The sequence below is a fragment of the Enterobacter sp. JMULE2 genome (assembly GCF_013337145.1).
Classification (GTDB): domain Bacteria; phylum Pseudomonadota; class Gammaproteobacteria; order Enterobacterales; family Enterobacteriaceae; genus Enterobacter; species Enterobacter mori.
The window spans coordinates 308322-331774 of record NZ_SGWD01000014.1 but is presented as its reverse complement, the minus strand read 5'-3'; the positions used below and the strand labels follow the sequence as shown (position 1 = coordinate 331774).

General features: G+C 57.7%; 23 protein-coding genes, 1 pseudogene and 1 riboswitch. Of the genes and pseudogenes, 9 read left to right on the top strand and 15 right to left on the bottom strand.

Annotated elements, in window-relative coordinates; all coding sequences use genetic code 11:
- The first annotated feature begins 124 nt into the window (after positions 1-124).
- The 3 genes from EXW94_RS16925 to EXW94_RS16915 are packed head-to-tail and all read left to right on the top strand — an operon-like array spanning position 125 to position 3083.
- A complete protein-coding gene (locus tag EXW94_RS16925) occupies positions 125-886 on the top strand; it encodes an endonuclease/exonuclease/phosphatase family protein (RefSeq protein ID WP_126815586.1) in 762 nt (253 codons plus the stop codon).
- The gene (gene clsB, locus EXW94_RS16920; protein WP_010428848.1) at positions 883-2121 is read left to right on the top strand and encodes a cardiolipin synthase ClsB; all 1239 of its coding nucleotides are present in this window, start codon (positions 883-885) and stop codon (positions 2119-2121) included. Before EXW94_RS16925 ends, clsB begins: the two co-directional genes overlap by 4 nt.
- Complete coding sequence (locus EXW94_RS16915; RefSeq protein WP_174340589.1) at positions 2121-3083, top strand: YbhN family protein; 963 nt, start codon at positions 2121-2123, stop codon at positions 3081-3083. The genes clsB and EXW94_RS16915 overlap by 1 nt, the downstream gene beginning before the upstream one ends.
- Before the next feature lie 105 nt (positions 3084-3188).
- On the opposite strand, the gene EXW94_RS16910 is transcribed toward EXW94_RS16915, so the two are convergent.
- Positions 3189-3896 (bottom strand): Bax inhibitor-1/YccA family protein, encoded by a 708-nt coding sequence (locus EXW94_RS16910; RefSeq protein WP_010428846.1) that lies wholly within the window; start codon positions 3894-3896, stop codon positions 3189-3191.
- A gap of 83 nt (positions 3897-3979) precedes the next feature.
- On the opposite strand from EXW94_RS16910, the pseudogene EXW94_RS16905 reads away from it, so the two are divergent.
- Together EXW94_RS16905 and EXW94_RS16900 are read left to right on the top strand one after the other, a co-directional pair.
- Positions 3980-4706, top strand: a pseudogene (locus EXW94_RS16905) (IS5 family transposase); the annotation flags it as partial.
- A 194-nt stretch (positions 4707-4900) separates the two neighbouring features.
- A complete protein-coding gene (locus tag EXW94_RS16900) occupies positions 4901-5338 on the top strand; it encodes a hypothetical protein (RefSeq protein WP_174339604.1) in 438 nt (145 codons plus the stop codon).
- Positions 5339-5353: 15 nt separating this feature from the next.
- Here EXW94_RS16900 and EXW94_RS16895 read toward each other — a convergent pair.
- From EXW94_RS16895 to moaA, 6 genes are all read right to left on the bottom strand, one after another.
- A protein-coding gene (locus EXW94_RS16895) for an IS5 family transposase (protein WP_174339605.1) occupies positions 5354-6159 on the bottom strand; the annotation gives its coding sequence in 2 pieces (ribosomal slippage) (positions 5354-5806 and positions 5809-6159; 804 coding nt in all).
- Between the two features lie 104 nt (positions 6160-6263).
- A complete protein-coding gene (gene moaE / locus EXW94_RS16890) occupies positions 6264-6716 on the bottom strand; it encodes a molybdopterin synthase catalytic subunit MoaE (protein WP_108415901.1) in 453 nt (150 codons plus the stop codon).
- Between the two features lies 1 nt (position 6717).
- Positions 6718-6963 (bottom strand): molybdopterin synthase sulfur carrier subunit, encoded by a 246-nt coding sequence (gene moaD, locus EXW94_RS16885; RefSeq protein ID WP_042719364.1) that lies wholly within the window; start codon positions 6961-6963, stop codon positions 6718-6720.
- The gene (gene moaC, locus EXW94_RS16880; RefSeq protein ID WP_089598948.1) at positions 6956-7441 is read right to left on the bottom strand and encodes a cyclic pyranopterin monophosphate synthase MoaC; all 486 of its coding nucleotides are present in this window, start codon (positions 7439-7441) and stop codon (positions 6956-6958) included. The genes moaD and moaC overlap by 8 nt, the downstream gene beginning before the upstream one ends.
- A 3-nt stretch (positions 7442-7444) precedes the next feature.
- Entirely contained in the window at positions 7445-7957 is a 513-nt protein-coding gene (gene moaB, locus EXW94_RS16875; RefSeq protein ID WP_010428839.1) for a molybdenum cofactor biosynthesis protein B, read from the bottom strand.
- A gap of 24 nt (positions 7958-7981) precedes the next feature.
- Positions 7982-8971, bottom strand: coding sequence for a GTP 3',8-cyclase MoaA (moaA, locus tag EXW94_RS16870; RefSeq protein WP_174340588.1), 990 nt, complete (start codon positions 8969-8971; stop codon positions 7982-7984).
- Positions 8959-9092: riboswitch (molybdenum cofactor riboswitch) on the bottom strand. (Overlaps the previous gene by 13 nt.)
- Positions 9093-9317: 225 nt before the next feature.
- On the opposite strand from moaA, the gene yvcK reads away from it, so the two are divergent.
- On the top strand, positions 9318-10226 hold the full coding sequence (gene yvcK, locus EXW94_RS16865; protein WP_010428835.1) for a uridine diphosphate-N-acetylglucosamine-binding protein YvcK: 909 nt from the start codon (positions 9318-9320) through the stop codon (positions 10224-10226).
- A gap of 86 nt (positions 10227-10312) precedes the next feature.
- Here yvcK and uvrB read toward each other — a convergent pair whose 3' ends face one another.
- Positions 10313-12328, bottom strand: a complete 2016-nt coding sequence (gene uvrB / locus EXW94_RS16860; RefSeq protein ID WP_100165248.1) for an excinuclease ABC subunit UvrB — start codon at positions 12326-12328, stop codon at positions 10313-10315.
- Positions 12329-13080: 752 nt separating this feature from the next.
- Here uvrB and EXW94_RS16855 point away from each other — a divergent pair.
- Entirely contained in the window at positions 13081-13803 is a 723-nt protein-coding gene (locus tag EXW94_RS16855) for an ABC transporter ATP-binding protein (RefSeq protein WP_174340587.1), read from the top strand.
- Here the strand turns inward: EXW94_RS16855 and bioD are convergent.
- From bioD to bioB, 4 genes are read right to left on the bottom strand one after another with little or no spacing between them, the layout of a single operon-like run.
- Complete coding sequence (gene bioD / locus EXW94_RS16850) at positions 13766-14467, bottom strand: dethiobiotin synthase (RefSeq protein ID WP_174340586.1); 702 nt, start codon at positions 14465-14467, stop codon at positions 13766-13768. The two genes, EXW94_RS16855 and bioD, sit on opposite strands and share 38 nt — an antisense overlap.
- Positions 14460-15215, bottom strand: coding sequence for a malonyl-ACP O-methyltransferase BioC (gene bioC, locus EXW94_RS16845; protein ID WP_174340585.1), 756 nt, complete (start codon positions 15213-15215; stop codon positions 14460-14462). Before bioC ends, bioD begins: the two co-directional genes overlap by 8 nt.
- Complete coding sequence (gene bioF, locus EXW94_RS16840; RefSeq protein ID WP_174340584.1) at positions 15199-16356, bottom strand: 8-amino-7-oxononanoate synthase; 1158 nt, start codon at positions 16354-16356, stop codon at positions 15199-15201. Before bioF ends, bioC begins: the two co-directional genes overlap by 17 nt.
- Entirely contained in the window at positions 16353-17393 is a 1041-nt protein-coding gene (gene bioB / locus EXW94_RS16835) for a biotin synthase BioB (protein ID WP_080327842.1), read from the bottom strand. Before bioB ends, bioF begins: the two co-directional genes overlap by 4 nt.
- Before the next feature lie 86 nt (positions 17394-17479).
- Here bioB and bioA point away from each other — a divergent pair, with 86 nt between their 5' ends.
- The gene (gene bioA, locus EXW94_RS16830) at positions 17480-18769 is read left to right on the top strand and encodes an adenosylmethionine--8-amino-7-oxononanoate transaminase (RefSeq protein WP_375336648.1); all 1290 of its coding nucleotides are present in this window, start codon (positions 17480-17482) and stop codon (positions 18767-18769) included.
- A gap of 48 nt (positions 18770-18817) precedes the next feature.
- Positions 18818-19294: a kinase inhibitor gene (locus EXW94_RS16825; RefSeq protein ID WP_063143124.1), complete on the top strand. Its 477-nt coding sequence runs from the start codon at positions 18818-18820 to the stop codon at positions 19292-19294.
- A gap of 84 nt (positions 19295-19378) precedes the next feature.
- Here EXW94_RS16825 and hutH read toward each other — a convergent pair whose 3' ends face one another.
- The 3 genes from hutH to EXW94_RS16810 form a co-directional block, all read right to left on the bottom strand.
- The gene (gene hutH, locus EXW94_RS16820; protein WP_174340582.1) at positions 19379-20899 is read right to left on the bottom strand and encodes a histidine ammonia-lyase; all 1521 of its coding nucleotides are present in this window, start codon (positions 20897-20899) and stop codon (positions 19379-19381) included.
- A complete protein-coding gene (gene hutU, locus EXW94_RS16815; RefSeq protein ID WP_174340581.1) occupies positions 20899-22584 on the bottom strand; it encodes a urocanate hydratase in 1686 nt (561 codons plus the stop codon). The genes hutH and hutU overlap by 1 nt, the downstream gene beginning before the upstream one ends.
- A gap of 127 nt (positions 22585-22711) precedes the next feature.
- On the bottom strand, positions 22712-23446 hold the full coding sequence (locus EXW94_RS16810; RefSeq protein ID WP_029485009.1) for a histidine utilization repressor: 735 nt from the start codon (positions 23444-23446) through the stop codon (positions 22712-22714).
- Positions 23447-23453: the final 7 nt, after the last annotated feature.

Below are 23453 nucleotides of genomic sequence, written 5' to 3'. Positions count from 1 at the left end.
CCTGAAGGATTTTTCTCTGCTAGTTCAGACTACCGCACTTTACGGAAAATTCCGTAACGCCGCATCTTTTTGTGACGCCGACTACACTTTATTTTCATCGGGATAGTCACCCAGGAAGGTGTTTATGACCATTAAAACGCAGCATTTCTCGCTTAAGGTGCTGACGATAAACATTCATAAGGGCTTCACAGCATTTAACCGCCGCTTCATTTTACCGGAGCTGCGCGACGCCGTACGCACCGTCAGCGCGGACATTGTTTGCCTGCAGGAAGTGATGGGCGCGCACGAAGTGCATCCAATGCATGTCGAAAACTGGCCGGATACCCCTCACTACGAGTTTCTGGCCGATACCATGTGGAGCGATTACGCCTACGGACGCAACGCAGTTTACCCCGAAGGGCACCACGGTAATGCGGTGCTGTCGCGTTTTCCGATTGAGCATTATGAAAACCGCGACGTGTCGGTGGGCGAAAGTGAAAAACGCGGCCTGCTTTACTGTCGTATCGCGCCACCCGATCTGCAATTTCCCGTTCACGTAGGCTGCGTGCATCTTGGCCTGCGTGAAGCCCACCGTCAGGCTCAGCTGCAGATGCTCGCCGAATGGAGCAATGCGCTGCCGGAAGGCGAGCCCGTGGTCATCGCCGGTGATTTCAACGACTGGCGGCAACGCGCCAACCATCCGCTTAAGGTGAACGCCGGGCTGGAGGAAATTTTCACCCGCGCCAACGGACGCCCCGCACGCACGTTCCCGGTGCGCTTCCCCCTGCTGCGCCTTGACCGCATCTACGTCAAAAACGCCCATGCCAGCAGCCCTACCGCGCTGGCGTTACTCAACTGGCGACATTTATCAGACCATGCCCCGCTCAGCGCGGAGATCCACTTATGAAATGTACATGGCAGGAAGGAAACCGCATTACGCTGCTGGAGAATGGCGATCAATATTATCCGGCCGTGTTTAAAGCGATTGATAACGCACAGCAGAAAGTGATCCTCGAAACCTTTATCTGGTTCGAAGATGAGGTTGGCAAGCAGCTGCACAGCGTGCTGCTGCGTGCTGCCCGGCGCGGGGTCAAAATTGAAGCGCTGCTCGACGGCTATGGCTCACCGGACCTGAGCGATGAGTTCGTCAACGAACTGACCGCCGCAGGCGTGGTCTTCCGCTACTACGATCCCGGTCCCCGCTTATTTGGCATGCGCACGAACCTTTTTCGTCGGATGCACCGCAAAATTGTGGTGGTGGATGAGACGGTGGCGTTCGTCGGCGGCATTAACTACTCCGCTGAACATATGTCCGACTATGGCCCGGAAGCCAAGCAGGACTACGCGATCCGCATTGAAGGCCCGGTGGTTCAGGATATTTTACTGTTTGAACTGGAGAACCTGCCGGGTAAAGAGGCCGTTCGCCACTGGTGGCGGCGTCGCCATCGCCCGGAGGAAAACCGACAGCCCGGCGAAGCGCAGGCGCTTTTCGTCTGGCGCGACAACGGCGAGCACCGGGATGACATTGAACGTCATTACCTGAAGATGCTGGCGAACGCGAAGCGCGAGGTGATTATCGCCAACGCTTACTTCTTCCCCGGCTACCGTATTCTGCATGCCATGCGCAATGCGGCCCGACGCGGCGTGCGCGTGAAGCTGATTGTGCAGGGCGAGCCGGATATGCCGATTGTCAAAGTGGGCGCACGCCTGCTCTATAACTATCTGGTGAAAGGCGGCGTACAGATCTACGAATATCGCCGCCGACCGCTGCACGGCAAAGTGGCGCTGATGGACGATCACTGGGCCACCGTCGGCTCCAGCAATCTCGATCCGCTGAGCCTGTCGCTGAATCTGGAAGCGAATCTGATCATTCACGATCGGCAGTTTAATCAAACCCTGCGGGATAACCTGCAGGGGCTGATCGTCAATGACTGCGTGCGCGTGGATGAGTCCATGGTGCCGAAACGCACCTGGTGGAACCTTGGCATTGGCGTGGTGGTGTTCCACTTCCTGCGTCATTTCCCGGCGATGGTCGGCTGGCTGCCCGCGCATACGCCAAAGCTTGCGCAGGTGGACCCGCCGGTTCAACCCGAAATGGAAACTCAGGACCGCATTGAAGCGGAAGACGGAGGGAAAACCTGATGTCGAAATCGCATCCTCGCTGGAAGCTGGCAAAAAAAATCCTCACCTGGCTGTTCTTCATCGCCGTCGCGGTACTGCTGGTGGTGTACGCGCAAAAAGTCGACTGGGAAGAGGTGTGGAAGGTTATCCGCAACTATAACCGGATGGTGCTCCTGAGCGCCGTTGGGCTGGTCATCGTCAGCTACCTGATATACGGCTGCTACGACCTGCTGGGCCGCGCCTACTGCGGACACAAGCTGGCAAAGCGCCAGGTGATGCTGGTGTCGTTTATCTGCTACGCCTTTAACCTGACGCTGAGCACCTGGGTCGGCGGCATTGGCATGCGCTATCGCCTTTACTCGCGCCTTGGCCTGCCGGGCGGGACTATCACGCGCATTTTCTCGTTAAGCATCACCACGAACTGGCTGGGCTATATTCTGCTCGGCGGGGTGATCTTCACCATCGGCGTGGTGCAGCTGCCCGCGCACTGGTATATCGACGAGGCCACGCTGCGCATTCTGGGCATCGTGCTGCTGCTGATCATCGCCGTGTATCTGTGGGCCTGCGCCTTTGCTAAACGCCGCCATATGACCATCAAGGGGCAAAAGCTGGTGTTGCCCTCATGGAAGTTCGCGGTGCTGCAAATGGTGGTCTCCAGCGCCAACTGGATGGCGATGGGGGCGATTATCTGGCTGTTGATTGGCGAGGACGTAAATTACTTCTTCGTGCTGGGCGTGCTGCTGGTGAGCAGTATTGCAGGCGTGATTGTGCATATCCCGGCGGGGATCGGCGTGCTGGAGGCGGTGTTTATCGCGTTGCTTGCGGGGGAGCATGTCTCTCAGGGAACGATTATCGCCGCCCTGCTGGCGTACCGCATGATCTATTACTTCCTGCCGCTGGCGCTGGCAACGGTCTGTTATCTGGTGCTGGAGAGTCGGGCGAAGAAGCTGCGGGCGAAGAACGAAAAGGTAATGGCGAAATAAAAGCAAAACGGCAACCTTGTTGCCGTTTTTAGTGTTTGTTCCCTCTCCCGTGGGAGAGGGTCAGGGTGAGGGCACCAGACCGCACCGCCACCCAGCAAAGCAACCTTAACGACGGTTGCCGAAAATACGCAGCAGCATCAGGAACAGGTTGATGAAGTCCAGATACAGCGTCAACGCCCCCAGAATCGAGTATTTGCGCAGGTTAGAACTGTCGCGCACGTCAATCTGCTCGCCGATGTTTTTCAGCTTCTGGGTGTCGTAGGCCGTCAAGCCAACGAAGACCACCACCCCGATGTAGGTCACAGCCCACATCAGCGCGTCACTCTTCAGCCACAGGTTCACCAGCGACGCCAGCACGATCCCAATCAGCCCCATAAACAGCATGTTGCCTAAGCCGCTCAGGTCACGTTTGGTGGTGTAACCGTACAGGCTCATCACGCCGAACATCCCGCCGGTCACCACAAAGGTGCTGGCGATGGAGGAGTAGGTGTAAACGATGAAAATACTGGAAAGCGTCAGTCCGGTTAGCGCTGAATAGAGCATAAACAGCGTGGTCGCCATTCCGGCACTCAGCTTTTGCACCAGGCCAGAAAGCACAAACACCAGCGCCAGCTGCGCGATAATCAGCCCAAAGAAGGTGATTTTGCTGGAAAAGATAAACATCATCAGTTCAGGCGTGTTCGCCGCATACCACGCGATAAACGCGGTAAGCAGCAGGCCGACCGTCATCCAGCCGTACACCTGAGCCATATACGTCTGCAGGCCGCTACGGGTCTGCTGTACTATTGAATCGGAACGCGGAAATCGGTCCATGATTCACTCCTGATTAAGATTAAGAACCTATCCCAGAAGGGATTGTCAGCATGTCGTAACTGATAATTTCTGAAGGTGAAAAGATGACAGGCAGCAAATGGCGGATCAGCGATGAACTCTGGGAAAAATGGCACTGCTTATCCCCGAGCACAAACCCTGCCATCCACTCGGTACGCACCGGAAACGCGTTGATAACCGCGCTGCCATGGACGCCATATTCTTCGTCCTCAGGACCGGTTGCCAGTGGAACGCCCTGAACGCAACCGGGATATGTTCATCGAGTTCTGCACACCTGCGCTTTAAGGAATGGCGCGATGCTGGCGTTTTCGAGCGCTTCTGGCAGAACGGTTGGCTTGCCTGCGTGCATCTGGACAGCATTGACTGGTCCTGGCTGTCAATGGACGACTGTATGACCAAATCGCCGCTGTCAGGAACCAAAAAACAGGCCGCAACCCCACGGACAGAGGGAAACAAGGCGTAAAGTGCAGCCTGCTGACGGACGCCAGCGGGCTTCCTCTGTCTCTGGTTGTCGCAGCAGCGAACGCGCACGACATCAAACTGGTTGCGGATACGCTCGATGCCCTTCAGACGGCTCATCCGGGGCAAAAACTCAGACTCTGCCTGGACAAAGGTTACGATGCAGGCTGGCTGAAAACATATCTACAGAGCCGCCGCTACGAACTGCATATCCAGTCCCGTAAAGAAGAGTCAGACGCGAGTAAAAACACGGGCTTCAGAGCCCATCGCTGGGTTGTCTGGAGGACTCATAGCTGGATGAATCGCTTTCGCCGTGTCCTGACCCTATGGGAATTGAAGGCTTAAAATGACGAGTCCATGCTCCCTGTGGTCTTCTCGTCTGGAAATATCGGGCCAGGTTCATGTTATCAATATATTAACATATCAACATGTCAATTGATCGCGATGCTGTATTTATGTACAGTGCCCGTGCTTACTCATAAAGCAATAGCTTTTGATATTTATCACAATTTTATAGGATACAAAAAATGTCAGAAAATTTAATCAGCAATGGTGAGTTTGATAATGGTAACTCCCAGTGGGGTTTCACAAGCAATGGTTCGGGTGTCGCTACTGAAAATGAAACTGTTACTGTCATCAATAACTACTGCCGTATCACATCGACAGAAGCAATCTATCAGCAGATTAACCTTGAACCGGGTAAAAAGTACCTAATCAAAATTTACAGCAGAAGCCCTTTTTTAACTGGTACACTTTCTGTAATGACAGAAAATACTAATGATGTGTGGGGGGTTCCTGTTATCATTAATAAAAACAGAAGCAACACATGGCACGAAGAGCAATTTATTGTAGAAGCACAGGCCTCATGGGTATCACCACTTATGATCCATATCCGAGCAGAACAAAATCCTGAGCCGAGCTTCTATCTGGATGTTGATAAAATTGATTTAACTGAAACGATTTGAAACAGCACTAAGAGCCTATCTCAATAGGACTTTATTCCAGACAATAAGACCACAGGCAAAATGCAACATGGCCTCGTAATTTTCAGTCTTCTTTTCCCATCGTGTCAGAACCCGGCGAAAGCGATTCATCCAGCTATGAGTTCTTTCGACAACCCAGCGATGGGCTTTGAAGTCCGTGTTTTTACTGGCATCTGACTCTTCTTTACGGGACTGGATATGCGGCTCGTAGCGGCGGCTCTGCAGATATGTTTTCAGCCAGCCTGCATCGTAACCTTTGTCCAGGCAGAGTCTGAGTTTTTGCCCCGGACGACCCGTCTGAAGGGCATCGAGCGTATCCGCAACCAGTTTGATGTCGTGCGTGTTCGCTGCTGAGACAACCAGCGACAGAGGAAGCCCGCAGGCGTCCGTCAAAAGGCTGCGCTTTACGCCTTGTTTCCCTCTGTCAGTGGGGTTACGGCCTGTTTTTTTGTTCCTGACAGCGGCGATTTGGTGATACAGCCGTCCATTGACAGCCAGGACCAGTCAATGCTGTCCAGATGCCCGCAGGCAAGCAAACCGTTCTGCCAGAAGCGCTCGAAGACTCCGGCATCGCGCCATTCCTGAAAGCGCCGGTGTGCAGAACTCGATGAACATATCCCGGTGGCGTTCAGGGCGTTCCACTGGCAACCGGTCCTGAGGACGAAGAATATGGCGTCCATGGCAGCGCGGTTATCAACGCGTTTCCGGTGCGTACCGAGTGGATGGCAGGTTTTGTGCTCAGGGATAAGCGGTGCCATTTTTTCCCAAAGTTCATCGCTGATCCGCCATTTGCTGCCTGTCATCTTTTCACCTTCAGAAATTATCAGTTACGACATTCTGACAATCCCTTCTGGGATAGGTTCTAAGTAGACACACACGTTAAGATTAACACATCCACGTAAACCGACTACCAACGGCTGGCGGCTTGTTTATCGCTGTCGCGCGATTCCACCCAGCGGTCACCTTCCGGCGTGGCTTCACGCTTCCAGAACGGGGCTTTGGTTTTGAGATAGTCCATAATGAACTCCCCTGCCGCAAACGCACTGCCGCGGTGCGCGCTGGTCACCCCGACGAAGACAATCTCCTCGCCAGGCCACATCTCGCCAATGCGGTGAATCACCGTGATGCGGCCAAGCGGCCAGCGGCCCCGCGCCTCGTCGACAATCGCCGCCAGCGATTTCTCGGTCATCCCCGGATAGTGCTCCAGCGTCAGTGCCTTCACGCTGTCACCGAGGTTGTGGTTGCGCACTTTGCCGGTGAAGGTCACGACCGCGCCGTCTTCATCGCGTTCCGCCAGCCAGCTGTATTCGGTCCCCACGTTAAAACGCTCGGGACTCACCAGAATTCGTGTTTCAGCCATCTTAGCCCCCTGTCACCGGCGGGAAGAAGGCCACTTCATCCCCTGCGTTCAGCGGATGGGTGAATTCAACCAGCGTCTGATTCACGGCAGCCAGCAGCTTGCCTTCCTCGAGTGCCAGCGCCCAGCGGTCGCTTTGTGCCGCCAGATGCGCGCGCAGGGCAGCGACGTTTTCGAAGGACGCATCCAGCGTCAGGCTGTCGGTATTGACCAGCTCGCGCACCTGGGCAAAAAAGAGCACCTTAATCATGGCTGTCCACCTTAAAATCACCGGATTTGCCGCCGCTTTTCGCCAGCAGGCGCACCGGGCCAATGACCATATCTTTCTGCACTGCTTTACACATATCGTAGATGGTCAGCGCGGCGACGGAGGCCGCCGTCAGCGCTTCCATCTCAACGCCGGTCTTCCCGGTTAAGCGGCAGAGCGACTCAATGCGCACGCGGCTGTGCTCCGGCTGCGCCTGCAGGTTCACTTCCACCTTGCTCAGCATCAGCGGATGGCACAGCGGAATTAAGTCCCAGGTGCGTTTCGCGGCCTGAATACCGGCGATGCGCGCGGTCGCAAAGACATCACCTTTGTGGTGGCTGCCGTCGAGAATCATCGCCAGGGTTTCTGGCAGCATAGTGACGAACGCTTCCGCGCGCGCCTCGCGCACCGTTTCCGCTTTGGCGGAAACATCCACCATATGCGCTTCACCGGCGGCGTTAATGTGGGTCAGTTGTGACATAGCTTATTTCTTTAAATGGGGGTGGAAATTACACGGACGGGTACGGGCATCCAGCTGCGGGGCGATGATGTTTTCCCACGCGGTACGGCAGGCTTTGGTCGAGCCCGGCATAGCGAAAATCAGCGTGTTGTTTGCCACGCCCGCCACGGCGCGCGACTGGAGCGTAGAGGTACCAATCTCTTCAAAGGAGAGCATGCGGAACACTTCGCCGAAGCCTTCCACTTCGCGGTCAAACAGCGGGATCAGCGCTTCGGGAGTCTGATCGCCTGCGGTAAAACCGGTGCCGCCGGTAATCAACACCACCTGCACCTCATCGCTGGCGATCCACTGAGAGACCTGAGCGCGAATGGCGTAGCGGTTCTCTTTTACGATCGCTTTATCGACGATGTGATGCCCCGCGTCATGCGCCTCATCACGCAGCCAGTGACCGGAGGTATCATCCTCTTCGCCACGGCGGTCGGAAACGGTAAGGATAGCTATGCGTGTCGGGATAAATTCTGCGCTTACCTGACTCATCTTCTGATTCCTTCTTAAGACTGATTACCCGCCGATGTAAGACAGGTTCTGAGTAATGCCGGTATTGCCCTGATGCAGGAAGTGGGTCTGTTTTTTATGCGTCAGCGCTTCAGAAATGCGTGCTTCAAGCGCGTCCTGCTGCGCATCGTCTTCCAGCAAATCGCGAAGATCTACGCCGCCGTCGCCAAACAGGCAGAGATGAAGCTTGCCAACGGAGGAGACGCGCAGGCGGTTGCAGCTGGCGCAGAAGTCTTTCTCATAGGGCATGATAAGGCCTATCTCACCTTCGTAATCCGGGTGACAGAAGACCTGCGCCGGGCCGTCGCTGCGCTGGCGGATCTGGTGGATCCAGCCGCGTCTCAGCAGCGCGTTGCGCAGCACCATGCCAGAGATGTGATGACGACGGAACAGCTCGCTGCCCTCGCCGGTTTCCATCAGCTCAATAAAACGCAGTTGAATGCGGCGTGGTTTGATCCACGCCAGGAAGGTGTCCAGCTGATGATGGTTTACATCACGCATCAGCACGGTATTCACTTTGACTTTGTCGAACCCCGCAGTAAATGCGGCGTCGATGCCTTCCATCACCTGATGGAATTTGTCCTGTCCGGTAATGGCGTGGAACTGACGCGCATCGAGGCTATCTACGCTGACGTTGATCGCCGTCAGGCCCGCATCGCGCCAGTTCGCCACGTCGCGCGCCATGCGGTAACCGTTAGTGGTCACCGCTATCTGGCGGATACGTTCGTTTTCACGCACGGCGGCAATGATGTCGGGGAAATCACGACGTAAAGAGGGTTCGCCACCGGTCAGACGCACCTTTTCCGTGCCGAGTTCAGAGAAGGCGCGCGTAACGCGGCGCACTTCATCCACGGAGAGAAAGCCGTTATTGGTGACCTTACCCGGCTTGTAGCCATCGGGCAGGCAGTAGGTGCAACGGAAGTTACACACATCGGTAATCGACAGACGTAAGTAATAAAACTTACGCGCGAAAGCATCAGTAAGTTGTGAAGCCATGTACACCTTTCCAGATCGGGAGGCACAGTCATTTCTTTCTGTACCCTGGTGGCTAATTTGCCACGGCCAGGGCGCCATATCGTTCGACACAGGCGCCAGGGCTAGAGTGTATGTTTTCAAAAATGAAAACGTGGTTATAGCGATAGTAACGCGGAAATCATCACTTCGCCATTCTCGCATTTCGCTATATAATTATATATATAGCGACTTAATCGTGCATTTTCGCTACAGAATACCCAAAAACCACACTTTCACATTGATATACGTCATTTTGCATCGGCTGAGGCATCGTCTTTTAGGGGTAGTTAGGTTACTGTTACGCGATCGAACGTGATAAGGAATACCTATGCGCAATCGCACTTTTGCGGATCTTGACCGAGTGGTCGCTCTTGGCGGAGGCCACGGCCTGGGCCGCGTCATGTCCTCATTGTCGTCACTCGGGTCAAGGCTGACAGGGATAGTGACCACCACCGATAACGGCGGCTCAACGGGGCGGATCCGACGTGCCGAAGGCGGCATTGCCTGGGGAGATATGCGCAACTGTCTGAACCAGTTAATTACCGAACCGAGCGTCGCATCGGCGATGTTTGAGTACCGTTTTGGCGGTAATGGCGAACTTTCCGGGCATAACCTCGGAAATCTGATGTTAAAGGCCTTAGATCACCTGAGTGTGCGGCCTCTCGAAGCCATCAACCTGATCCGTAATCTGCTTAAAGTGGATGCATTTCTGATCCCCATGTCTGAACAACCGGTCGATTTAATGGCTATCGACGCTGAAGGGCATGAAGTTTACGGTGAGGTGAATATTGATCAGCTTATCCTGCCGCCAACGGAGCTAATGACCTATCCAAGCGTCCCCGCCACGCGCGAAGCGGTAGAAGCCATCGGTGAAGCGGATCTGATCCTGATTGGCCCTGGTAGTTTTTACACCAGCCTGATGCCGATTCTGCTGGTGAAAGAGCTGGCACAGGCGCTGCGCCGCACCCCCGCCCCGATGGTCTACATCGGTAACCTGGGACGTGAACTGAGCCCGGCGGCGGCGAGCCTGTCGCTGGCGGACAAGCTTGATTTAATGGAGCAGTATGTCGGTAAAAAAATTATCGACGGTGTCGTGGTGGGGCCGAAGGTGGACGTATCGGGTATTGGCGACCGCGTGGTGGTGCAGGAGCCGCTAGAAGCGAGTGATATTAAGTATCGCCATGACCGTCACCTGCTGCGCGAGGCGCTGGAGAAGGCGATTCAGGCGCTGGGTTAACAACCCCCGGTGGCGCTGCGCTTACCGGGGCTACAAGGGGCACTTAACCCGTAGGCCCGGTAAGCGCAGCGCCACCGGGCAAGAAACTACGATGCTGCAATAAACAGATCCCGCAGCTGATGAAGCTGGTCGCGGATCTGCGCCGCTTCTTCGAACTCCAGGTTCTGCGCGTGCTGCATCATCTGTCCTTCCAGCTCGTGGATTTTCTGCTGCAGCGCTTTCGGCGTCAGCACGACGGTATCTTCTTCCACCACTGAGCGCGCCTTGCCGCGACCTTTCGCTTTGGTTTTGGCTATGTTCTGGCCCAGCGCCAGGATATCCACCACCTTCTTGTTCAGACCCTGCGGCGTAATGCCGTGCTCTTCGTTGTAGCGCTGCTGCTTCTCGCGGCGGCGCTCCGTTTCACCAATCGCTTTCGCCATCGATGGGGTGATTTTGTCACCGTACAGAATCGCTTTACCGTTAACGTTACGCGCGGCGCGGCCGATGGTCTGGATCAGCGAACGCTCAGAACGCAGGAAGCCCTCTTTATCCGCATCCAAAATCGCCACCAGCGAGACTTCCGGCATATCCAGACCTTCTCGCAGCAGGTTGATCCCCACCAGCACGTCAAACTCGCCCAGACGCAGATCGCGAATAATTTCCATGCGCTCGACGGTGTCGATATCCGAGTGCAGATAACGCACCTTCTCGCCGTGCTCTTCCAGATACTCGGTCAGGTCTTCCGCCATGCGTTTGGTGAGCGTGGTCACCAGCACGCGCTCGTTGATGGCGGAACGGGCCCGAATTTCCGAGAGCAGATCGTCCACCTGAGTCGCCACCGGACGAACTTCAATAATCGGGTCGAGCAGACCCGTTGGACGCACCACCTGATCGACAACGTCGTCACCGGATTTCTCCAGCTCGTAGTTTCCCGGCGTGGCCGAGACGTAAATGGTTTGCGGCGCGAGCGCCTCAAACTCTTCAAACTTCATCGGGCGGTTATCCAGCGCCGACGGCAGGCGGAAGCCGTATTCCACCAGCGTCTCTTTACGCGCCCGGTCACCGCGGTACATCCCGCCGATCTGCGGGATCGTCACGTGGGATTCGTCGATCACCAGCAAACCGTCTGCCGGAAGGTAGTCAAACAGCGTCGGCGGCGGCTCGCCCGGCCCGCGCCCGGAGAGGAAGCGCGAGTAGTTTTCAATACCGGAGCAGTAGCCCAGCTCGTTCATCATCTCAAGGTCAAACTGGGTACGCTGGCTCAGGCGCTGCTCTTCCAGCAGCTTGTTGTTGGCCAGCAGCACCTTACGGCGCTCGGCCAGCTCCACTTTGATCTCTTCCATCGCCTGCACAATACGCTCGCGCGGCGTCACGTAGTGCGTTTTCGGGTAGATGGTGAAGCGCTGGATCACCGATTCAATGTGTCCGGTCAGCGGATCGAAGAGCGACAGGCGTTCAACCTCTTCGTCAAATAGCTCGACGCGCAGCGCCATATCGTCCGATTCCGCCGGGAAGATGTCGATCACCTCACCGCGTACACGAAACGTCCCGCGCTGGAAGGCCTGATCGTTACGGGCATATTGCAGCTCCGCCAGACGACGGACGATGGCGCGCTGGTCGATGATCATCCCCTGCGTGAGGTGCAGCATCATCTTGAGATAGAGATCCGGATCGCCCAGGCCGTAGATCGCGGAAACCGATGCGACAACCACAACATCGCGACGCTCCAGAAGCGCCTTAGTGGCCGACAGACGCATCTGCTCAATGTGTTCGTTCACTGAGGCATCCTTCTCGATGAAGGTGTCAGAGCTCGGCACATAGGCTTCTGGCTGGTAATAATCGTAGTAGGAGACGAAATACTCCACCGCGTTGTCCGGGAAGAACTCTTTCATCTCACCATAAAGCTGCGCCGCCAGGGTTTTATTGGGTGCCAGCACCATAGTTGGGCGCTGGAGATCTGCAATCACGTTGGCGACGGTGAAGGTTTTACCTGACCCCGTCACACCTAATAGCGTCTGATGCGCCAGCCCATCTTCCAGCCCCTCTTCCAGACGGCGGATGGCCTCGGGCTGATCCCCCGAAGGACGGAAAGCAGAATTCAATTTGAACGGTTTACTCATGGGCGACAACCTGATGACGTTATAAGCGGCAGGTGAGTAATTTTACTCGTTGTTGCCAGGAATGCCAGTAAAAAACACTGGATGAAAAACCAGTAGCGTGGCAGGATATTTAGAGTAGCGCCCGGGGAAAGAGCGCGATCCCGGTTGAAATGTAGACTGTGACAAAATAAAACACCAGCCTGACTCGGTTATCCCCAGAACTTTTCCTTTTTTAACATTTGTCAAGCCAGGTAATGATAGTTTTGTGGCAACGGGTGACAGTTTCATGACGGCAATTGCTTTTATCTAACCAGCTAATTACTAAGCGATATTTTCTAAAGCCGTGTTTCGCATCAATTCGGGCGTAACCCGCGTATTCTCTCGCTTATCGCGTGTTTTCTAACTCTAATGCACATGGTTATCCACAGGAATAGTGGATAACTGCGTCCAGCCCGTACAGACCGCCACTCGGCAAATTCCCGGTTTCTCCCACGAGGCGGCAACAAAAAATTTTTATAGCTATTTTTTGATGATAAACAGTTGAGTCATTCATAACCAACTCATGCGATCTCGCTCACAAATCCGCCATTTTACGCCCTGCACCATAATTCACCGCTTCCGGCACCGTTGATGTGCAATTCAAGGATCCGCACGACGATCCGCAGAGACTTATTCCTAAAAAAGCCCCTTTTTTAATCACTTTATGGTTTCTGGCAGGCGTTTTGCACAGTCGACTACGAGCGTCATCAATAAACATTTTTAAGGAGAGAAAGATGTTGAGTCTGCGTGCTGTGAATCAGTTTTACGGAAGCCAACATACGCTATGGAACCTGGATTTAGATTTTCCGCAAGGCATGTGTACAGGCGTCGTTGGCCTGCCGGGAATGGGCAAAACGACCCTGATGAACTGCATTACCGGAAAAGTGCCCGTCGAAAGCGGCACCATCATCTGGCATGAAGCCGGTGCGCCGCCGCGCGATTTGCTCAGCCAGGCGTCAGAGCACCGTTCCATGCCGGGCATAGGCTATGTGCCGCAGGACAGACGGATCTTTTCCCAGCTGACCATCGATGAGAATTTGCATATTGCGATGCAGGCCGTGGGGAAACCCGACCCTGAGGCGAAAAGAGACGTTTACGACCTGTTTCCGGCACTCTATGCGCTGCGGCAGGCCCGCGCCAACACGCTCTCTCCGGATGACCAGTATCAGCTGGCGCTGGCCAACGCGCTGGTGAACCGCCCGCGCCTGCTGATCCTCGATGAACCCCTGCACGGCGCAGGACACAGCTTCGCCCAGAAGCTGGGGCAGCTGCTGGTGCGCTTAAATCGGGAGCTGGGTATGACGGTGTTATTAGCGGAGCAACAGCTGTCGTTTATCCGCCGGGTTGCGGACCGTTTCTGCATGCTCTATCGCGGGCGTAACGTGGCGCAGGGCCACGTTAACGAACTGGATGACGAGCTTATCGCCCACTGGATGTCGCGGGAAGCAAGACGCTGAGGTCGAGATAACACCCGGTTTCGGCATTTTCCGCGCCGTCAGCAAGCCAGGGGATTTCCCCGAGGCACGGCGCGGGGAGCACGCGTTTGAGGGTCGCCAGATACTCCTGGTGTCGTTTCCCCGGCACAACAACGTCGTTGGCTATCCAGCCTGCCAGACGCAGCCCGGCCTGCTGTACGGCCTGCGCCGTCAACATGGCGTGATTGATGCAGCCCAGCTTGACGCCGACGACCAGAATGACCGGAAGCTGCTCGGCCTGCACCCAGTCAGCAAAGGTGTTTTCTTCGGAAAGTGGCGTAAACCAGCCGCCAGCCCCCTCCACCAGCACCCAGTCGGCCTGGCTTTCCAGCGTCCGTAATCCGGCAGACAGCACGGCGAAATCAATCGGACGGCCTTCATCGGCGCTAATTATGTGCGGCGAGGTCGGCTCGGCAAAGGTGTACGGATTGACCGCTGAATAGGCGAGTTCAAGCGTGCTGTTACGCTGGAGCGCCAGCGCGTCGGTGTTGCGTAACCCTTCCGCCGTCATCTCGCTGCCGGAAGCAACAGGCTTATAGCCGGCGGTGTTTTTCCCAAGCTTTTGCGCTGCCTGCAGCAGCGCCGAGCTGGCAACCGTTTTGCCCACTTCGGTATCCGTTCCGGTGACAAAATAACGTTCAGTCACGTTCGATAATCCCATGAAAAAGTTGATAAGAGAGCGGGAAATGACCCCGCTGCTGCGGCCAGGCCAGCTCCAGACGCTGCAGTTGTCCCCGGGTGAGCAGTTTTCTCTCCCGCCCGGCATGCAGGTGCGTGGCCCCGATGCCCTTCAGCGAGCGCATGGCGCTGAACGCATCGCTAAAATTGAGGGTGATGGTCTGTACCGTGCTGCGATAGCGCCAGCCTGCCAGCGCCTGCGTCACCTGTTCATGCGATAAAAAGCGGTTAGCGTGCGGTTGCTCATCCACCGATTTCCACGCCTGATTCAGCTCCGGCAGCGAGCTTTCCAGCAAGGTGGTAAAGGCCACCTTCCCGCCCGGTCGCGCCATGCGATAAAGCTCGCGTAAGGCCTGTGGCAGACTGCTGCACCACTGGACCGCCAGATGACTCCAGACCAGATCGAACTGCGCATCCGCCAGCGGGATAGCCTCGATATCGGCCAGCAGATAGCGATCCGCTGCCTGCCTCTGACGCGCCTCGTCGAGCATCTTGTCTGAGAGGTCGATAGCCGTGACCAGGCTTCCCGTCCCGCGCCAGTAGCGGCTGTTGCTGCCGGGACCACAGCCCGCGTCCAGCACCTGCGGAAAACGATTCTCGCCAAGCGCGGCCAGAAGCCCCTCCGCGCTCTGACGCTGCAGTTCATCGTGCTGCGAATAGCTCTGCGCGGCCCGACCAAATGCCGCTGCAACGGCCTGTTTATTCACCGGCATCATGGAGCGCCTCCAGCAGCGTCTGGATATCCCGTGCCTCATGTGCCGCCGTCAGGGTTAAGCGCAGCCGCGCGGTGCCCGGCGGAACGGTTGGCGGGCGGATGGCGGTCACCCACATGCCGCGCTCGCGCAGCGCCTGTGCCAGCGCCAGCGCGCGGCCGTTTTCGCCGACAATCACCGGCTGGATAGCGCTCTGCGAATCGGGACTGTGGAAGGGTAGCGCCGCTAACCCCTGGCGGAAGCGGGAGATATGCTCTGCCAGCCGCTGGCGACGTTCATCCCCTTCTGCGCTGCGGATCACCGCCAGCGACGCAGACAGCGCCACGGCCTGCGCCGGAGGCATGCTGGTGCTGTAGATCAGGTGTCGGGCAAACTGCAGCAGATAGTCAGCGACCGAATCGCTGCACAGCACGGCGGCCCCGCTCACGCCAAAGCCTTTGCCGAAGGTGACAATCAGCAGTTCCGGCTTCACGTTTTGCTGATGCGCACTGCCGCGCCCTTCGTCGCCCATCACGCCAATACCGTGGGCATCGTCCACCAGCAGCCAGGCGTTTTGCCGTTTTGCGGCCTCGTGCAGCGCGGCAAGCGGCGCGCTGTCGCCGTCCATGCTGAACACCCCTTCCGTGACTGCCAGCTGCTGTCCGTCGCAGGGTTTATCCAGCAGCGCGGCAAGCTGCCCCGCATCGTTATGGGCAAAGCGGCGCAACTGTGCCGGGCTTAAACTTGCCGCCTCCAGCAGCGAGGCGTGGCTCAGGCGGTCGGCGACTATGCGGTCCTCTTTTTCCATCAGCGCGGTAATAACCGCCTGATTGGCGGCAAAGCCGGAGATAAAGAGCAGCGCGCGCGGGTAGCCGAGCCAGTCGGCAAGCGCCTCTTCCAGCGCCTGATGCGCCGTGGTGTAGCCGCTGACGTGTCCTGAGCCGCCGCTGCCCACGCCAAACCGCTCTGCGCCCTGCTGCCAGGCGCTAATGATGGCCGGATGCTGGCTCAGCCCGAGATAGTCGTTGCTGGAGAAATTACAAAACTGCCGCCCCTCGCGGGTAAGAAAACGGCCCGCGCCGTTTTCCACCACCCTGCGAACGCGAAACGCCTCTGCCGCCCGGCGTTCGTCCAGCGCGGTATGTATTCGTGCCTGCCAGGTCATACGGCTGCCGCGTTGTAGAACTGGTCGGTGTCGGCGTTAAAAATCTGCTGCTCCAGCTGCTGCTGTTGCTCGTTATCGCCCGTCAGCACCTCGGTCTGGTGCGGGTTCAGCCCCAGCTTGCGGAACAGCTGAACGTCCTTGTCCTCTTCCGGGTTCGGCGTGGTCAGCAGCTTGCAGCCGTAGAAGATGGAGTTGGCTCCGGCCATAAAGCACATGGCCTGAGTTTGCTCACTCATCTGCTCGCGACCGGCGGAGAGGCGCACGAAAGAGGTCGGCATCATGATGCGCGCCACCGCGATGGTGCGGATGAAATCAAACGCATCCACGTCGTCGTTGTCCGCCATCGGCGTGCCCTTAACCTTCACCAGCATGTTGATCGGCACGCTTTCCGGCGGAGTCGGCAGGTTCGCCAGCTGCAGCAGCAGGCCCGCGCGGTCTTTCACCGTTTCGCCTAAGCCCACGATACCGCCGGAGCAGACCTTGATCCCCGCGTCACGGACTTTATCCAGCGTATCCAGACGCTCCTGATAGGTACGGGTGGTGATGACGTTGCCGTAAAACTCCGGCGAGGTGTCGAGGTTGTGGTTGTAATAGTCCAGCCCCGCCGCGGAGAGGCGCTGCGCCTGCTCGTCGTTCAGCGTGCCGAGCGTCATACAGGCTTCGAGGCCCATCTCCTTCACGCCCTTTACCATCTGCTCCAGATACGGCATGTCGCGATCGTGCGGATTCTTCCACGCCGCGCCCATGCAGAAGCGGGTTGAACCGGCGTTTTTCGCCTTGCGCGCCGAGTCGAGCACCTGCTCAACTTCCATCAGCCGTTCGGATTCCAGGCCAGTTTTGTAGCGCGCGCTCTGCGGGCAATATTTGCAGTCTTCAGGACAGGCACCGGTCTTGATCGACAGCAGCGTGCTGACCTGAACATGGCGTGGATCGAAGTGCTGACGATGCACCTGCTGCGCTTCGAACATCAGCTCAAGGAAAGGTTTGTTGAATAATTCAGTAACTTGCGACATCGTCCAGCGTGCGTGGTGAGCCATTGGGCTTCTCCAAAGGGTTTTGTTAATTTTCGGTTCGGTTTATACTCGTAAACCTAAAACTTTTCAAAATGGTTTACAAGTCGATTATGACCCAGGACGATCTCGCCTTCGACAAGCAGCATATCTGGCACCCTTACACCTCTACCACCCGCCCCCTTCCCGTCTATCCGGTGGCCTCGGCCCACGGCTGCGAGCTGCATCTCGCCAGCGGCGAGCGGCTCGTTGACGGCATGTCTTCCTGGTGGGCGGCCATTCACGGGTACAATCACCCTCGCCTGAATGCAGCGATGAAGGCGCAGATTGACCAGATGTCGCACGTGATGTTTGGCGGAATCACCCATCAGCCCGCGGTGGATTTATGCCGTCGCCTGGTGGCGATGACGCCTGAATCGCTGGAGTGCGTGTTCCTGGCCGATTCCGGCTCCGTGGCGGTGGAAGTGGCGATGAAAATGGCGCTGCAGTACTGGCATGCGTTGGGCGAAACGCGCCAGCGGTTCCTCACCTTCCGCAACGGCTATCACGGGGATACCTTCGGGGCGATGTCGGTGTGCGATCCGGACAACTCCATGCACAGCCTGTGGAAAGGCTATCTGCCGGAAAACCTGTTTGCCCCGGCCCCGCAGAGCCGCTTCGACGGCGAGTGGAACGAGATGGACATGGTCGGCTTCGCGCGGCTGATGGCGGCGCATCGCCATGACATCGCCGCCGTGATCCTGGAGCCGATTGTGCAGGGCGCAGGCGGAATGCGGATGTACCATCCGGAGTGGCTAAAACGTATTCGCAAGATGTGCGACCGCGAGGGCATTCTGCTGATTGCCGATGAGATCGCCACCGGTTTTGGCCGCACCGGCAAGCTGTTTGCCTGCGAGCATGCGGGTATCGCCCCGGATATTCTGTGCCTGGGTAAAGCGCTGACCGGCGGCACCATGACGCTCTCCGCCACGCTAACCACCCGTCACGTTGCTGATACCATCAGTGACGGCGAGGCGGGCTGCTTTATGCACGGCCCGACGTTTATGGGAAACCCGCTGGCCTGCGCCGTCGCAAGCGAAAGCCTCGCCATTCTGGAAAGCGGTGAATGGCAGACGCAGGTGGCGGCGATTGAAGCGCAACTGAAAGAGGAGCTGAGCGCCGTCTCGGGTGCGAATTTTGTGGCGGACGTTCGCGTGCTGGGTGCCATCGGGGTGATTGAAACAACGCACCCGGTAAATATGGCGGCGCTGCAGCGCTTCTTCGTTGAGCAGGGCGTCTGGGTGCGTCCGTTCGGCAAGCTTATCTATCTGATGCCGCCGTACAGCATCACGCCAGAGCAACTGCGTAAATTAACCGACGCGGTCGTTACAGCCGTTAACATTCCCGCGCATTTCACGATTTGACCCCATGCGTTACACTTCCTGAACGAGCGATCAACGAGGGTAAACCGTATGAAAATCATCAGTAAAGATCTGCGCGACGGTGAAAAACTGCCGGAACGTCACGTATTCAACGGCATGGGGTATCAGGGAGACAATATCTCCCCGCACCTGGCGTGGGACGAGGTTCCGGCCGGAACCAAAAGCTTTGTCGTGACCTGCTACGACCCGGATGCGCCTACCGGCTCCGGCTGGTGGCACTGGATTGTGGCGAACCTGCCAGCCGACACGCGCGTCCTGCCGCAGGGCTCCGGCTCTGACCTGGTTGCCCTGCCTGAAGGCGCCATTCAGACGCGCACCGATTTTGGTAAAGCAGGCTACGGCGGCGCGGCGCCGCCAAAAGGAGAAACTCACCGCTATATCTTCACGGTGCACGCGCTGGACGTGGACAAGATTGAGGTGGATGAAGGGGCGAGCGGCGCGATGGTCGGGTTTAACGTGCATTTCCATTCGCTGGGGAGCGCGTCGATTACGGCGATGTATTCATAAAAAAAAGCCGGGTGGCGGCTACGCCTTACCCGGCCTACATTTCGTACCCGTAGGCCCGGTAAGCGCAGCGCCACCGGGCAAAAATCACAGCACCGACGGTAGCAGACCTACAAGCCTTCCCTCTTCCAGAAGCTGCATCGCCTTATCGATATCCGGCGCAAAGAAGCGGTCGTCATCGTAGTGCGTAACGTGCTCACGCAGCGCATGACGCGCCTGCTCCAGCAGCGGGCTGGATTTTAGCCCTTCTCGCAGATCGATACCCTGACTTGCCGCCAGCCATTCCACCGCCAGCACACCACGGGTGTTGGAGGCCATTTCCCAGAGACGACGCCCGGCAGCCGGTGCCATCGAAACGTGATCTTCCTGGTTCGCTGACGTTGGCAGGCTGTCCACGCTGTGCGGGTGCGACAGGGCTTTGTTCTCGCTCGCCAGCGCCGCCGCGGTCACCTGGGCAATCATAAAGCCCGAGTTGACCCCGCCGTTACGCACCAGGAACGGCGGCAGCTGGGACATATGTTTATCCATCATCAGCGCGATGCGGCGCTCTGACAACGCGCCGACTTCGGCAATCGCCAGGGCGATATTATCCGCCGCCATTGCCACCGGCTCGGCGTGGAAGTTACCGCCGGAGACCACCTCGTTTTCCTGGGCGAACACCAGCGGGTTATCGGACACCGCGTTGGCTTCCACCAGCAGCACCTCTGCCGCCTGGCGCAGCTGCGTCAGGCACGCGCCCATCACCTGCGGCTGGCAGCGCAGGGAATACGGATCCTGCACCTTTTCGCAGTTATGGTGTGAATCGGCAATTTCGCTGGTGTCGGTAAGCACGTGACGGTACATCGCGGCGGCATCAATCTGCCCGCGCTGACCGCGCACCTCGTGGATGCGGGCATCGAACGGACGACGCGAGCCCAGCACAGCTTCAGTGGTCAGCGCACCGCAAACCACCGCCGAGGCAAACAAATCTTCCGCTTCAAACAGACCGCGCAGCGCGAAAGCGGTCGACGCCTGCGTGCCGTTCAGCAGCGCCAGCCCCTCTTTCGCCGCCAGCGTGATCGGGTTTAACCCGGCTTTTTTCAGCGCCTCTTTCGCAGGAAGCCACTCGCCCTGCCAGCGCGCTTTGCCTTCACCCAGTAGCAGCAGCGACATGTGCGCCAGCGGCGCGAGATCGCCAGATGCCCCAACTGAGCCTTTCGCCGGGATCCACGGATAGACTTCCGCATTGACCAGCGCCATCAGCGCCTGAATGACGCTCAGGCGAATGCCGGAGAAACCGCGCGCCAGGCTGTTAATTTTGAGCACCATCATCAGACGGACAATTTCATCGTCCAGCGGCTGGCCGACGCCCGCCGCATGCGACAGCACCAGCGAACGCTGTAAGTTTTCCAGATCCTGTGTCGCGATGCGGGTCTGTGCCAGCAGGCCAAAGCCGGTGTTGATCCCGTAGGCGGTGCGCCCTTCGGCGACGATGGCTTCGACGCAGGCCACGCTGTCGTTAATGGCGGCGTGGGCGCTTTCATCCAGCGAAAGGGTGACCGGCTTGCGCCAGACGTTACGCAGCTGTTTGAGGGTCAGCGAGCCGGGAGTGAGTGTTAACGCGTTCATTAATGCTTTCCTTGTGTGGCAGGGATCATCGGCAGGTTAAGGCCCTGCTCTTTGGCACAGTCAATGGCAATCTCATAACCCGCATCCGCGTGACGCATCACGCCGGTGGCCGGGTCGTTGTGCAGCACGCGAGCGATACGCGCGGCGGCTTCGTCGGTTCCGTCGCAGACAATGACCATCCCGGAATGCTGGGAGAAGCCCATCCCTACGCCGCCGCCGTGGTGCAGCGACACCCAGGTCGCGCCGCTGGCGGTATTGAGCAGAGCATTCAGCAGCGGCCAGTCGGAGACCGCATCGGAGCCGTCGCGCATGGCTTCCGTTTCGCGGTTCGGGCTGGCAACGGAGCCGGAGTCCAGGTGGTCGCGGCCAATGACAATCGGCGCAGAGACTTCACCGCTGCGCACCATTTCGTTGAAGGCGAGGCCGAGTTTTTGCCGCCACTCCAGCCCTACCCAGCAGATACGCGCCGGCAGACCCTGGAAGTTAATGCGCTCGCGAGCCATGTCCAGCCAGCGATGCAGGTGTTCGTCATCGGCGACGATCTCTTTCACTTTGGCGTCGGTTTTGTAGATATCCTCCGGGTCACCGGACAGGGCAACCCAGCGGAACGGGCCGATGCCGCGGCAGAATAGCGGGCGGATATAGGCCGGAACGAATCCCGGGAAGTCGAAGGCGTTATTTACGCCCATCTCCTTCGCCATCTGGCGGATGTTGTTGCCGTAATCAAAGGTCGGAATGCCCATCTGGCTAAAGGCCAGCATCGCGGAAACGTGTTCCGCCATGGCGCGTTTAGCCGCAAGTACTGTGCCTTCCGGGTCGATTTCCGCTTTTTGCTGATATTCTTCCCACGTCCAGCCCTTTGGCAGATAGCCGTGCAGCGGGTCATGGGCGCTGGTCTGGTCGGTGACCAGATCCGGGCGCACGCCGCGGGCGACGAGCTGCGGGAGAATATCCGCCGCGTTACCGCACAGGGCAATCGACACCGCTTTGCCTTCGGACGTGTATTTTTTGATGCGCGCCAGCGCATCGTCCAGATCGGCTGCCTGTTCATCGACGTAACGGGTACGCAGACGGAAATCAATGCGGCTCTGCTGGCACTCAATGTTCAGCGAGCACGCACCGGCAAGCGTGGCAGCCAGCGGCTGCGCGCCGCCCATGCCGCCGAGACCGGCGGTCAATACCCAGCGGCCTTTCAGCGAGCCGTTATAGTGCTGGCGACCGGCTTCCACGAAGGTTTCATAGGTGCCCTGCACAATCCCCTGGCTGCCGATGTAGATCCAGCTCCCGGCGGTCATCTGGCCATACATCGCCAGTCCTTTCGCATCAAGCTCGTTGAAGTGTTCCCAGGTGGCCCAGTGCGGCACCAGGTTAGAGTTGGCAATCAGCACGCGCGGCGCGTTTTTGTGGGTTTTGAATACGCCAACCGGCTTGCCGGACTGCACCAGCAGAGTTTCGTCAGTTTCAAGGTTGGTGAGGGACTCGACAATGGCGTCATAGCACTCCCAGTTGCGCGCGGCGCGGCCAATGCCGCCGTAGACCACCAGCTCGTGGGGATTTTCCGCTACCTCAGGATCAAGGTTGTTCATTAACATGCGCAGCGGTGCTTCGGTGAGCCAGCTTTTGGCAGTAAGCGTGGTGCCGCGCGGCGCGCGGACATCCTGCTGGCGGTATTTACCTGACGACATTGTGTGCTCCTCATACGGGACAGATGATGCATTAAGATATACTTGTATAGACAAGCACACACAAGGTCAGATTTAACAAAAAAGATACAATTTTGTTATATTGCGTTAGCGATCACGCTTATAAAACTTATGACATAAAGTGGCCCTGCAGCCGGTAACGGTTACCGGGAAACAGCAGTCTGGCATGCGACACAATCTGCGAGGATGACCAGGTGCGGCGGCGAATAAGCAGGCAAGGGTCGTGCTCTTTGATGCGCAACAACTCACACTCCTGCGGCGTGGCGCGAACCGCCTCCACAATGTGCTCCCCTTCCGTCAGCGGGGCGACGAGCGAGAGATACGCATGCGGCGTGGTGTGGGTGTAATCCTGATTCAGATAGTCCGGGATCCGTTCAGCGTTCACGCAGCGATCTTCAATCTGCACCGGAATGTCGTTCTCAAAATGCACCATCACCGAATGGAAAATGCGGCTTCCCTCTTTCACATTCAGCTCTACGGCCTGCTCGGCGCTGGCCTGAGTCTCCTCGAGCACCAGCACCTCACAGCGGTGCTGGTGATTTCGCGAGGTTATCTCATCGGCAATACTGCGGATCTCAAACAGGGCTGACTGCCCTTTTGGTTCCGCCACAAACGTCCCCACGCCCTGAAGGCGTACCAGAAGCCCTTCGTCGGTCAGTTCACGCAGCGCCCGGTTGACGGTCATGCGGCTAAAACCAAACTGCGCCACCAGATCGGCCTCCGAGGGAATGCGGTCGTGCGGCCGCCAGACGCCGGTGGCAATTTTTTCGCTAATGGCCTGCTTCACCTTTTCGTAGAAAGGCGCGGGAGGACTCGACGGCGGCAGAGGTGAGCGTGAAAACATCGTGACT